At 35.8% G+C, this 13,278-nt stretch carries 13 protein-coding genes and 1 riboswitch; of the genes, 9 read left to right on the top strand and 4 right to left on the bottom strand.

Features of this window, described 5'->3' with window-relative positions; translation table 11 throughout:
- Positions 1-30: 30 nt before the first annotated feature.
- The 5 genes from gmtY (at position 31) to ACIQZA_RS10105 (ending at position 5,222) form a co-directional block, all read left to right on the top strand.
- Entirely contained in the window at positions 31-1,518 is a 1,488-nt protein-coding gene (gene gmtY / locus ACIQZA_RS10125) for a gamma-mobile-trio recombinase GmtY (protein WP_400940170.1), read from the top strand.
- The gene (locus ACIQZA_RS10120) at positions 1,519-2,064 is read left to right on the top strand and encodes a hypothetical protein (protein ID WP_400940167.1); all 546 of its coding nucleotides are present in this window, start codon (positions 1,519-1,521) and stop codon (positions 2,062-2,064) included.
- Positions 2,065-2,634, top strand: coding sequence for a VPA1269 family protein (locus tag ACIQZA_RS10115; RefSeq protein WP_403009893.1), 570 nt, complete (start codon positions 2,065-2,067; stop codon positions 2,632-2,634).
- 161 nt (positions 2,635-2,795) lie between these two features.
- Entirely contained in the window at positions 2,796-3,443 is a 648-nt protein-coding gene (gene gmtX, locus ACIQZA_RS10110; protein ID WP_400940163.1) for a gamma-mobile-trio protein GmtX, read from the top strand.
- Between the two features lie 351 nt (positions 3,444-3,794).
- Positions 3,795-5,222 carry a serine hydrolase domain-containing protein gene (locus ACIQZA_RS10105; protein ID WP_328200671.1) on the top strand — a complete coding sequence of 476 codons (1,428 nt, stop codon included), beginning with the start codon at positions 3,795-3,797 and terminating at the stop codon, positions 5,220-5,222.
- 522 nt (positions 5,223-5,744) lie between these two features.
- On the opposite strand, the gene ACIQZA_RS10100 is transcribed toward ACIQZA_RS10105, so the two are convergent.
- From ACIQZA_RS10100 to ACIQZA_RS10090, 3 genes are all read right to left on the bottom strand, one after another.
- Positions 5,745-6,482, bottom strand: a complete 738-nt coding sequence (locus ACIQZA_RS10100) for a cyclase family protein (RefSeq protein ID WP_400940161.1) — start codon at positions 6,480-6,482, stop codon at positions 5,745-5,747.
- 99 nt (positions 6,483-6,581) lie between these two features.
- A riboswitch (SAM riboswitch) is annotated at positions 6,582-6,687 on the bottom strand.
- 147 nt (positions 6,688-6,834) lie between these two features.
- Positions 6,835-7,245, bottom strand: coding sequence for a YuzC family spore coat inner layer protein (locus ACIQZA_RS10095; protein ID WP_402881290.1), 411 nt, complete (start codon positions 7,243-7,245; stop codon positions 6,835-6,837).
- A 269-nt stretch (positions 7,246-7,514) separates the two neighbouring features.
- Positions 7,515-8,699, bottom strand: coding sequence for an MFS transporter (locus ACIQZA_RS10090; RefSeq protein WP_400940156.1), 1,185 nt, complete (start codon positions 8,697-8,699; stop codon positions 7,515-7,517).
- 110 nt (positions 8,700-8,809) lie between these two features.
- Between ACIQZA_RS10090 and ACIQZA_RS10085 the strand changes: the two genes are divergently transcribed.
- Positions 8,810-9,193, top strand: a complete 384-nt coding sequence (locus tag ACIQZA_RS10085) for a winged helix-turn-helix transcriptional regulator (protein ID WP_132361292.1) — start codon at positions 8,810-8,812, stop codon at positions 9,191-9,193.
- 81 nt (positions 9,194-9,274) lie between these two features.
- Here ACIQZA_RS10085 and ACIQZA_RS10080 read toward each other — a convergent pair whose 3' ends face one another.
- Positions 9,275-10,120 (bottom strand): aldo/keto reductase, encoded by an 846-nt coding sequence (locus ACIQZA_RS10080; RefSeq protein WP_402881294.1) that lies wholly within the window; start codon positions 10,118-10,120, stop codon positions 9,275-9,277.
- A 285-nt stretch (positions 10,121-10,405) separates the two neighbouring features.
- On the opposite strand from ACIQZA_RS10080, the gene ACIQZA_RS10075 reads away from it, so the two are divergent.
- The 3 genes from ACIQZA_RS10075 (at position 10,406) to ACIQZA_RS10065 (ending at position 13,156) form a co-directional block, all read left to right on the top strand.
- Positions 10,406-10,852: a VOC family protein gene (locus ACIQZA_RS10075; protein ID WP_400940149.1), complete on the top strand. Its 447-nt coding sequence runs from the start codon at positions 10,406-10,408 to the stop codon at positions 10,850-10,852.
- 286 nt (positions 10,853-11,138) lie between these two features.
- Entirely contained in the window at positions 11,139-11,807 is a 669-nt protein-coding gene (locus tag ACIQZA_RS10070; RefSeq protein WP_400940147.1) for a response regulator transcription factor, read from the top strand.
- Entirely contained in the window at positions 11,804-13,156 is a 1,353-nt protein-coding gene (locus ACIQZA_RS10065; RefSeq protein WP_402881296.1) for a sensor histidine kinase, read from the top strand. The genes ACIQZA_RS10070 and ACIQZA_RS10065 overlap by 4 nt, the downstream gene beginning before the upstream one ends.
- Positions 13,157-13,278: the final 122 nt, after the last annotated feature.

The raw sequence follows: 13,278 nt of genomic DNA, 5'->3' as shown, positions 1-13,278 counted from the left end.
TAATCAAAATATTAGTATGGGAGGATATATATGGGGTGTGTTCAGGTGTCTTCAAAAACATATAGGGATAATACAGGCAGGAGCATAAACTTTCCTACTCTTCTAGTTGAGTATAATGGAAAGACAATGTTTTTTGAGCAATTACACAGATATCAAATAAAGAATCATAGTAAAAGCAGAAGTTGGCATAAGAAGTTAGTACAAGCTGTTGGACTATTGCTTGATTATATGGAAGCTAATCAGGATTATTATACTTCCCCAAAAGAATTCTTTGATACATTTACGGAGTCTGTTTATTCAGGAACAATAAATGAAGAAGGGTTAGACCCATCGGGACTTTATTGGTTACCAAAAAGAGTTAAAACAGCGAATATGCTTTTATCTGCCTTAAATGGTTTTTCAGATTGGTTATATGAAGAATATGGAGCTGTTCAATTAAATCCTTGGAGAAAAGCCACAAGATATGAAGAACGACTTAACTGGATGGCACAGATAAACAAAAGTCACAACTCATTTCTAGGGCATTTAAATGATGTTCATAAAATCGCTGAAACTGCAAAATTAGCTCGTAATACTGTTAGAAGAAGAAGTCCATACTCACCAAAAGGAGATACAAAAGCCTTCCCCGAATATAAAACAAATGACCTCCTATGGGAAGGGTTTAAAAATACAAGAAAGAACTATGAATTAGACCTTGTTGACCGTTATAACTGGCGTGATATTGCCATTACTATCCTGATGCACGGCGGTGGACTTAGACATAGTGAAGTATTTCATCTATGGGTACAGGACGTCTTCCCTGATCCTGAAGACTCTAATCTTGCTGTGGTACGAATCTATCATCCAAGCGAAGGAAGACCTCCACAGGATTTCAAGAATCCTACTACTGGTAAATATATTACAGACAGAGAAAGCTATCTGCTATTAAAATATGGTTTACTCCCACGCAACATGTATTCTGGTCAGGACAAACGATTTGCAGGGTGGAAAGAGCCAAGGCTTGATAATGATAAAGATAAATATATGCAGATTTACTGGTTTTCAAAGGAATGGGGATACATTTTTATGTATGTATGGAAAATGTATATGGCAAAAAGGTTAAGAGATGGCATTAAGGATACTCACCCATTTGCCTTTGTCTCGCATTCTCCTAAAACACTAGGAGAAATGATGCCACTTAGGACTCAGAGGGAGTCTCACGAAAAAGCAGTTGAAAAGATTGATTTGACAGTCGGAAAAAAAGATGGAACTACTCCACACGGACATAGACACGCATATGGTCAAAGACTTAAAAATGCCAAAATACCTGAACGCATCATACAAATTGCTATGCACCATAAATCTATAGATTCTCAGAAAGTATACACAGAGCCAACAGTTGCAGATGTTACAACTTCACTAAATAATGCCACTGCTTCTTTGGATAATGGTTGTGTACTTCCAATGCAGACTGAAATTGATGAATGGATGAATGAAGAAACTAAACAGCAGAACAGATACAGATATAGGAGAAAATAAATGGGAAGAATAAGCTATGAGAATGATTTTAAGTATAAAATGATTGAAGAACTTTGCAACGGTAAATCAGCAAAGGATATTCAGCGAGAATATGGTGTTAAAAATTCTACTGTTATTATATGGCTCCGAGATTTCATTAAAAACGGAGCTTTTGGTGATAATACATTATCGCCAAAAGAAAATCTGATGCTTGAACAGTTAAAGGAAAAAGCTATAAAAAGAGAAATTGAATTAAGGCAACAAGGAACGTCTACTAGTGAAGATTTCGAATGGCTTTTAGAATATGATTCTAATTTACAGCAATGGAATGAATATGCCACGGAATGGATAAAAACAGTTGTAAGAAGCAAATCCGTAACACTTTCAGCTCTATCAAGCAGCTTCTTTAAAAAATATGTTATTCCCTATAACATCACTAGGTCTGTACAGGAGTTCATTTCAAAAGAATATGACACCCCAGATTTTTACGAGATTATTTTTGCAGAAAGAAAATCACGATCCTACGCTTTAGCAGAAGCAAAAAAGATTGTTGAATTTGTTGACTAGATTATTGAGGAAAAGTTTTCAGTTGAAGATGATTTAGGAAACAAACTTATTCCAGCAGAATTTAAAAATCCTCTAACAAAATACTTACCAGACTATGTAAAATCATCGCAACGTAATGAATCTGATAAGAATGTTCTGCCTTATAGGTACATAAAAGACCTTCGTAATATACTCTGCCCTCCAAATGCAACCTGTTTTAAAGACTTGAAATTTGCACAAAGTGTAGGTGATTCAAATACAGGCGGTGATTGGTTCATTGTTGATGAGTCTGTTATTGATAAAAATGACCCAGACTGTGTTTACAAATTCAGAAAAACTTCCAAGTATGAACAGAGAAAAAAGGGACTTTCTGAAGAAGTATATGAGATGTGGTTTCCGGGGACTACTGTGTCGCTTTTGACAAAGCTCCTTCTACCTTTAAGAACTTATCAGGTGCGTATGCTTGACAGTGGAGAAATGGATACTTATAAGTATGTGCAGTCTATTCGAAATGTGGCTGGAGAGTGGATCAAGAATGATTCACATTTAAGTCAGGGTACAGAAAAAAATCCTTTCGAAAGAGGTGTTTAAAAGATGCTATTCCTTATGCAATCGGGCGGAAGAAACTTGAAGAAATCGGGTTTGAGAATGAGTTTGTTGATGAACTTAAATCTGTGACTTTAAACAGTAATTTATTACCAATATAGATAGTTCTACTATTGATTAAGAATAATCTAAGCATTGGAGGATATATGATGGAAATGCAACCAGATGAACTGTTCTCAAAGCTTTACGAGAACGCTTCTACAAGGAAAAAGAAAACATTAGAACTCATACATAACGCCTGTAAAAAACAGTCCGAGTTTGACATAAAAGATTTTTCTATTGGCACTATAGCTAGACTGATAGCAGATGATGGCGGTCCAAGTGAACAGGCACTTAGAAACAAAAATGCCGAGGATTACAGAGTTTTGATAAGCCAGTGGGCTGAATACTATAAAACTACCACTAAAAAGCCTAAAAAAGAAAAGAGAACAACCGTAAACGATGATATCTTAGCAAGTATCTCCGAACCAACAACAAAGGCATTGGTTGGTATGCTTATGGCAGAGAATAAAAAGCTCAAAAGAGAAAACTCTTTGCTTAAAGAACAAACAACCTTTACGATTGATATGCGTCCTATAAACGATCTAAGCAAAAATAAGGATGTCGTTATAGTCGAGCCTTCTTATAATCTGACAGATACCGAAATAGATGCTCTTAGAAATGCCATATCAAACGAATTTATGAGCCATCAGGGATGGACTACCGATAATTATGGCAGAGTTAAAGAAGACGGGATTCAGATATATAAGGCTGGATATGTAACTGCCATACAAAAAATTCTTAATGGAATATAAAAGTAGCTTTAAAATAAAGTTTGAACAAAAACACCTCGTAAATCCTTACACTAAGATTAATAAGAAGCATCATTTTGAAAAAAGATTAATCAAAATGGATGCTTCTTTAGCATTTTTTAGTTTGCCTATTATAAAAAAGTTTGATCATTTTCTACAGCGGTACTTCATAATCGCGCCCGATTGTTGAAGATCGTTTTTCTTATTGAACTAACGCTCTATTCGTTAAGTGTAACTCTTCACAATTACTTGATATTATATAGGTGAATAGAAAGATAAATTAAAATTAGTTTAGTAGTTGTAAAAGTAGGTTATTTATATTATTCTCTTATAATTTTTCGAAAAGGAGAGTTTATGAAAAAGATTATTGTTTTTGTATTAACGATATTTATATTATTCTCAGGATTCGCAACACAAAGTTATGCGTTGTCAGATTCGAAATCTGCGGCAATACAAGCGTTGCTAGATGATGCCTCTCGTATATCAGGTGTGCCGGGAATGTCAATCTCAATACTTGCTGATGATGAAGTGTTCTACTTTTCTTCAGGGTATGCAGACCGTGAAAAGGGGTTGTCTGCAAGTGAAAATACACTCTATGAGTTAGCTTCGGTCAGTAAAGCTTTTACCGGTATGGGTATTATGCTGTTGGAAGAACAAGGGCTGCTCTCAATGACTGACCCTGTCCAAAAATATTTACCTTGGTTTACGTTAAAGTATCAAGGGAAACCTGTTGATATGCAAAGCCTTACACTAAATAACTTTCTTCACCATACCAGTGGTCTAACAAATATTAGGCATACTCAAAATATTCCACAAGGCAATACACCGGATATGTTGCAAAAGACTGTGGAAATGCTCGTAGATGCTGAATTGGCGTTCCCTCCCGGTGAACAGTATAACTATGGAACCGTTAATTATGACGTATTGGGTTTGGTTATTGAGATTGTGTCGCGACAAAGCTATGAAGACTTTATGAGGGAACAGGTATTTCAGCCGTTAGGTCTTCACCAGACGTATGCTTATAAAGAAGATGCTCAAGCCACTGGACAGTTGGCACAGGGCTACCGTACTTCCTTTTTTATGACAACTCCATTTAAAGCTCCGGATTATGCGGGGAATAAACCCGCAGGCTACATCATTTCTAATACAAAAGATATGGCGCGTTGGATGGGTATACAGATGGGTATTGTGCAGGACATACCCGAAATATTTCACACGGTTATCGAAAAATCACATAGGGGTGATATGTCTGTTTCGGCTGTCAACGATATGCATTATGCGGCAGGCTGGTCGGTAAACGCCGACCAAACGATTATAGAACACACTGGGGGCAATCCAAATTTCAGAACCGAAGTAGCCATACTGCTAAATGAACGAACAGCCGTCTGCTTGCTGAGCAACGGTGCAAATACCAATATAAACCTGGTACTAAAAGTTAAAGATATATTAGACGGCAATCTAACTCAGTCATATGAAATAAGCGGCACACAGCTTTTGGATATCACTTTGTCGTCTATCACAATTATTCTTTGCCTATTGGCCGTTTTGTTATTTCTCTTAGGATTACGCAGAAGGAAAACGAATGAGCGGCAGCCAATGACAAAAAAGAGAATAATCGTAACAATTATTTTCCTGATCGCTACGATTGCCCTGGGTATACTGTGCTGTGCTTTAGATTGGTCAACGATACTTATTTGGCGAACATATAGTGTTCTTACAGCTTTGATTTCGTCAGCATTATTAACAGCAAGCATTACATGGTTTGTATACACTCACCGATAAAATACATTGCTCCCAAGATAAGCAAAATGTTAAGTAATTAAATTTCAATTTATCGGTATGCTTAATTTGAAAAACATAAGACACTTCGGTGTCTTTTTTAATATCATCGACAATTTTCCCAGCCAAACCTAATTACTATTACTTCCACTAACTTGTTCGTTCGGAATAAGGATTTTTAAACAACTATATTATTTTTTAAATGACTTTATTGTAAATTAAACAACAATATTATTTTTGCACAAGCGTCGTTAGGTAACATTTCTTAAAAAGACTGTTATTCAACAATCTGGCCCGATTGTGGAATAAGAAAATTATCTATCTTTATTAAAAGACCACAATAAAAAATACATCCATTATCTCAATAAAGATTTAATGGATGTATTTTTATATACAAATAAAAGTTTGATTATAAAGTTTTATTATATATAATCAAACTCAAATCCTCTAAATATAAGGTCTAGTTTTATTTTATTATACTATTTACCCTATATTAAGCGTACTTGAATCAGACCTTTTGCTATATTACGGTAATATTGCAAATGAACGGACAGGGAATCCAGATGCTTTTTCAGGCTTTGGCACGATATTGAATATAGCAGCGCCTTTTGGAGGTAGCTTATCTAAATTTTTCATAAGCTCAATTTGGTAAGTATCTTGCTCTAGCACAAAATATTCGCCGTCTAATTTTCCATTTCTACGGAAATCTGCTGCTGAATCCGTGTCAAAAGTTTCGTGGCCAATAGCACTTACTTGTCGTTCGTTGAATAAAAATTGTAACGCTTCTAATCCCCAGCCAGGAATATGATTATTGCCATCAGCGTCTTTGTTGCTGAAAGATTCTTTATCTGGCCAACGTTTACTCCAATCGGTACGGAACGCAACAAAGGTACCTGCTTCAATTTCCCCATTTTCAGCTTCAAAGTCAAGAATATCTTGAACACTTAACGTGTAGTCGTTATTTACGTCGGCTTCCTTCGATTTATCAATAACGATTAGTGGTAGTACTAGTTCTTTTAGCTCCAATTCATCTAGATAGCGTGTATCTCGCACAAAATGGATAGGTGGGTCGATATGTGTTCCGTATTGCCCTGGGAAAGTGAATTGCTGTGCAAAGAAACCATCATCATGTGAAAATAATGTTTCAAATTTAGCATCATCAAACATAAAGAAATGTGGAGAATTTGGACCAAATGTATGCGTTAAGTCTACCCATTTTTTTGATTTCAATAGTTGAATTGCTTGTAAAAGTTCGTTTGCCATACTATTTCCCTGCTTTCTTTTAATTTTTTTGAATGCAACAATAAAAAAAGAGTCCTCCTTGAAGAAGAGGACTCTCGTGCAAAGCAACTGAAGTAAGTCTTCTCATCTTTCAAGGCAGAATTTTGCCAATTGGAATTAGCACCATACCTATAGGCTGGTTGCTGAGACTTCATAGGGCCAATCCCTCCGTCTCTCTTGATAAGAAAATGCGATATAAGAATTTTCAGAAATAATGTTTACAAACACTTTAGCATATTTTTTTATAGTTTACAAGTTTGATGGGGATACAAGGTTAAAATTCATAATGATGCTAAAGGTAAAAGAAAGAGGCCCTCTTCAAAGGGCCAACTCTTCACCAACCTAAAATTAGTGTTAGCTTACAACAGCTACTTTCAGTAAATGTTATACGAAATCCATCTGGTGTATAGGTAGTTTCGAATTTTACAGTAATGCCTGTTGAGGAAATTAACTTTTCAACTTCGGTTTTATTTGATTGTTGTGCTGCGTTCATAAGATCATGTGCAAATTGCTCGGATTCATCAATTTTATCCGTAAGTAACTGTGCTTGCTGCATAATAACCTTGATCCGATTCGCGGAAGTCTTTAATTTCTTTGTATTGACGATTGGAAATGGACTTCTATTCATTGGGGTTGTCGGCATTGCTAGATGGCTGGAAGGGTGTTGAATTGTTGGTTGATTTGCCATTACCCATGCCGGATAATAATTAGGATAGACAAAATACGGATAAGGATTGTAATACAACTAAATTCCTCCTATCCTATAGCTGATACAGTATCTTATGTGCAATATAGACTTTCGGTGTTAACAGCTGATGCTTTGAAAATCATGAGCAAAATGGGCTCGAGTGGAATGAAAAAGAGTATATATCAGGTTCTTTTGGGACTCAGTTCTCGGCATTAGAATTTTTCAAGGCCTATTTTGACGATAATTTCCTTAAAATGGGATAAAAACAAGAAGGAAGCCTTATGTATGGTTAAGGCTTCCTTTCATTAATGTTATTCTAGAGAAATCTATTGTTTATTTCTATCGAAGTGTAACGATAGGAAGGTAGTAACTGCGGCAATCATCACCATACCGAATCCATATATAGGAGTATGAGCTAATGATTGGTGGCTAACAATAATTCCTCCAATGTATGATCCTAGAAAAATACCAATGTTAAAGGCCGAAATATTTAATGCTGAAGCCATTGAAATAGCTGATGGTGTATATTTTTCTGAAAGCTGAACGGCATAAAGCTGTAATCCTGGTACATTCATAAACATAAATAGCCCCATCATAAAGACCATTATTAATCCTATGATTGATGATTCTAAAAAGAAGTTGATGCCGAGTAGTGCTAATGCTAATCCTATAAAGATAATAAAGATAGAGCGTAAAGGGTTACTATTCGCAAAATGACCACCTAATGTATTTCCGATGGCAACAAAAATACCGTATACAACTAAGATCACGACAATTGCCTTTGGTGAGTAGCCCATATACTGCTCTAAAATAGGAGAAACATAGGTGTATACGACGAATGCGCCACCATACCCAATTGCAGTAATAAAGAGGATTAATAACATTCGAATATTCCCTAATACTTTACCAATATCTCGAATGGATATTGGATTACCTTTCGATAAGTGACTTGGCACAAGCAAGGCATTACTAATTAATCCAATAATACCTATGATAACTATGAAAATAAACGACATCCGCCAATCAGTTACTTGTCCAATAAAAGTTCCTAGTGGGACACCAGTCACAGTTGCTAATGTTAGTCCTGTAAACATAAAAGCTATTGCACTTGCTCGTTTATTTGGTGCCACAACATCTGCAGCTATCACAGAGGCAATGGACATAAACACACCATGTGCCAATGCCGAAATAACACGCCCAGTTAGTAGTAATGAGAATGAGGGTGCTAAGGCTGCAAGTAAATTACCGATAATAAACAGCACCATAACGAGCAGTAACACTTTTTTGCGACTAAGGCGCGATGTTAATGCTGTTAAAAGCGGTGCACCAATAGTTACACCTAGTGCATATATGGATACGGTTAAACCTGCAGTACTTAATGTTATAGTAAAATCTTTTGTAATTAATGGTAGCAGTCCGATGCTTATAAATTCTGTAGAGCCGATACCAAATGCACTGATTGCAAGTGCGAGTAATGTGAATTTAGCATTTGGCGCTTTTGTATCATTCATTCTATTAATATCTCCTTTGATTTTTTGTATAGTGTATAGTAATATTCATGCATGCTAGAAAGTTACGTAGGGTACTTTTAGTTACTTTTGAATATAACAGGGGGTTTACAATGAAAAAAGTTTATAATATTGGTGTCGAAGCCACTCTTGAAGTAATTGGGGGTAAATGGAAACCTATTATTCTTTGTCATCTTAACCACCATGGTCAGATTCGTACGAATGAATTTCGCCGATTGATTCCAGGCATTTCTCAAAAAATGCTAACAAGCCAATTACGTGAATTAGAGCAGTCTGGATTAATTAATCGTAAGGTTTTCAATCAAGTACCGCCAAAAGTTGAATATTCGTTAACACCTTATGGTCAAGAGATGGACCCTGTGCTGAACATTCTTTGCACTTGGGGTGAAAAACATATCGAAATGCTACAAGATAAAGGTGAAGATGTACTGTTAATGCAACGTGACGAAGATATCGCAATAAAGCATACATCTTAAATAGATAGGAAAGAGACTGTCTAAAAAGTTTTCTATACTAAGAAAATAAGACAGTCTCTTTCACGTTTACATAGCTATCGTTTACATGACAAAATCAAAATTAACTGGGTTTGGTCCAACACGTTGATCTAGATTCATGGCGTTAATGATCGCCATCTCTTCATTAGTTAGTGTGAAATCAAAAATATTAGCGTTTTGAATCATACGTTCTTTGCGCACAGATTTTGGAATTGTGACGATACCATTTTGAATATCCCAGCGCAAAATAACTTGAGGATTTGATTTCCCGTATTTTTCTGCTATTTTTGAAATAGTTTCATTAGCAAGAAGTCCACCTTGCATTAATGGGGCCCAAGCTTCCAGTTGTATATTGTGCTCTTCACAGAATGAACGTAGCTCAGTTTGTTGTAATCGTGGATGAAGTTCCACTTGGTTAATAACGGGTTTGATACGAGCTGTTTTCAGAAGATCTTGTAAGTGTGATACATGGAAATTACATACCCCAATAGCTTTTATTTTCCCTTGCCCGTATAAATCTTCGAGTGCTCTCCAAGCTTCTGCAAATTTATTTTTACCTGGCCAATGAATAAGATAAAGGTCTAAATAATCTAGCCCTAATTTTTCTAAGCTATCCTCGTAAGCTGCAATTGTCTCTTCATAGCTCAGGCCATCGTTCCAGACTTTAGATGTAATAAATAAATCTTCACGTTGTAAACCAGTAGATGCTAGCGCCTGTCTAATACCTTCACCAACCCCGGCTTCATTGCCATAAATAGCGGCAGTATCGATACTACGGTAACCGACCTCGATAGCATTTCTCACCATTTCTGCTGTAGCTTCATTTTCTACTTTAAATACGCCTAAACCCATTCCTGGCATTTGTAAGCCATTATTTAATGTGATTGTATCTTGTAAATGATTTATCATTTTTTTGTCCTCCGATTTTTGTTAATGCTTTGGTTGCTTTCTTATTATGCTTTCATGCCAGAGCAAAAAAAAGTACGCACTTTTTGGTTTCATAGAAACGTGGAGGTAACTTTTGTGGAATATCAATGGTTCGCTGTAAGAAATTTTTTTTTTTATTAGTTCAAGTGGTTCAGCCTCTACGTTCGTTACAAATAATGGTATATTAGCGAATATACAGTTTGTGGAAGGGGATTCAATGCTTGAAATAGAATAAGTAATTGATACTTTTAAAAAGGAGAGAGTGGGATGAATCGTTTAAATTTACTTACATTGGGTGTAAAAGATATGGTTGAGTCTCTTAAATTTTATCGAGAGGGTCTGGGGTTTGAAGTGATGGTTTATGGTGAGGAAACAAACCCGGATGTTATTTTCTTTAATAATGGGGGGACAAAAATCTCACTATTTCCGATGGATCGTTTAGTAAAAGATATTAACGAAGCAAATCCACCTACGATAGGAGATGGCTTTAACGGAATTACACTCGCTTATAATGGAAAATCTAAAGATGAGGTAGATCAAGTATTTGATATAGCTAAAAAGGCAGGAGCTAAAATCGTCAAGGAGCCAGAAACTGTATTCTGGGGTGGCTATAGTGGCTATTTCCAAGATCCCAATGGCTACTATTGGGAAGTTGCCTATGGAGACATGTGGCAGTTTGATGATAATGATATGTTGATTATTACTAATAATTAAAGATATAGACGTATTTGGGGAATCCAAATACGTTTTTTAATATTAGCTTGTTTTATCCAAGGCATAATTGATTATCGCGCAACTTTTTAGTTTTATCATCTAACTTTTAAAATTTATCACTCAACTTTTCAATTTTATCGACATACCTAACCCTAGATAGGATGTTCGAGCATTTATAAAATGAATCTCTCACTTTACATACAACGATTGAGTACAAATCTATGAAGTCGTATAATACAGAATAACATTTATTTCTAAAATCTAGCTTAGATTGGGAGGACTACCATTGTATCGCATATTGTACATAGAAGACGAAAAAGAGATTGGTCAATGGGTTACAAAGGATTTAACAGAAAGAGGATATGAGGTTACATGGCTTGAATCTGGTGAAGAGGTCGATCAGCACATTGCCTCTAAGGATATTGCTATATTGGATGTAATGCTACCAGGCTTAGATGGCTTTTCGATTGGCAAAAGAATTAAGCGAGAAAATAAAGAAATCCCGATTTTAATGCTGTCAGCACGAACTGCTGTAGAGGATAAAATAGAGGGACTTAACTTCGCAGATGATTATTTGACAAAGCCATTTCACCCAGATGAACTTATAGCTCGTGTTGAGGTTTTACTAAGAAGATATCAAAAGAATGATGATGTGCTAGATCTTCAGCATCTAAAAGTCTATACGAAAGATATGCGGATTATCAATAAGCAGACCGATGAAGAAATTCAATTAACAGGTAAGCAGTTCTATTTATTACAATATTTTATTCGCCACTTAAATCAAATTTTAACGAAGGAACAGCTTTATGAAGGTGTTTGGGGAGAAAGCTACATAGAAGGCGATAAAACATTAATGGTACATATTCGATACTTAAGAGAAAAAATAGAAATTAATCCAGCCAAACCGACGATTATCGAAACCATTCGAGGTATTGGATATAGGGTGAAGCTATGAAATTTTTTCGATCATTATTAGCTAAGTATATGTTAATTATTTTTTTAGCCATCTCTATTGTTCAATTATCATACTTTGCTATTGCCGCTTTTATGTTTGGAATAGGAAAAACTGATTTTTCAAGTGAAGTTCTCAGAGAAAGCGAAGTAGAGGAAAAATGGCTTGTAGAAGCTAAGAATATAAAAAATGTCACAGAGGAAACCATTGCTCAACATTTTAAAAATTGGGAGGATCAGTACCCTAAGTCATCCATGTTCTGGGTAAGTGAGGACGGTACATTACTTACAACATTGAATGCGACAGAGCAACTACCATTAAAATGGACGCCAGCATTTACGACAAAATTTATAAAAGATCATTATGGGGAAGATCCGTTTACAGTTATAGCTTTTTTAGGACAGGACGAATCAAATGGGTTTATCGTCGTTGAGATTCCTAGAGAGGTTTTTAATCCACCTCTTAGAAATGTTTATGAACAGTATGGGAACCTTTTGATTGTTGGCGTTATTGTGATTATTTTATTTTTCATTGCTATATCTTTTTTATTCTTCAGAGGGATTCGAAAACGACTATTGCGCCTTCAGGAAGCGATGGAAATTCGTGATGTAGACGGCTTACCTATTGCAACAAAGGTCAAGAAGAAGGACGAAATTGGTCAGCTTGAACAAAGTTTTAATCGCATGGTATGTGAGCTTAGGGAAAGTAAGAATCGTGAACAGAAGGAAGAACAGCTAAGACGTGAATTGATTGCTAATTTATCACATGATTTACGAACACCATTAACGAAAATACGGGCACAATCATTTTCAATTAGTAAAGAGGTAATATCAGAGGATGGAAAGCAAGCGATTAAGGCAATGGAAACATCGATTGTTAATATCGACGCTTTAATAGAAAATTTAATGTCTTATACATTGCTGACGGCTAGTAAATATAAATTTGAGGCGAAAGAAATCAACGTTATACGTTTTGTGCGTGAGCAAATGACTACATGGTATCCAGTGTTTGAAAAGGAAGGTTTTGAAATCAATATTGAGCTACAGCCATTTGAGAAAAATGAATGGCAAATTGACCCGATTTGGCTTGGACGTATATTTGATAATTTATTTCAAAATATATTACGTCATGCGAGCAGCGGGAAATATATTGGCGTCCAAACCGAATCAACGGAGCGCTATGATGCATTTATTATAAAGGATCACGGAAATGGAATGAAAAATGAATCCAATGCGAAAGGTGCCGGTATCGGCTTATCGATTGTTGATATTATGGTGAAGGGCATGGATTTAGATTGGGATATCGAGTCTAGCGAATCCGGCACAAAGATTAAAATTAAACGCTACAAATAGAATGATTCGTGAAGCATGTTGCTTCATTTTTTGTACTTAGAGTGATTGTCCAAATAGTATTCCAGCAAATTTTGTGGCGTGCTATTTTTTGATTCATAATCGACACAGAATCCGTGGGAAAG

Origin of the sequence: Lysinibacillus sp. NPDC096382 (genome assembly GCF_044762845.1) — a bacterium.
Taxonomy (GTDB): Bacteria; Bacillota; Bacilli; order Bacillales_A; family Planococcaceae; genus Lysinibacillus.
The sequence above is the reverse complement of the archived record's forward strand: the minus strand, read 5'-3'. Positions and strand labels throughout refer to the sequence as shown.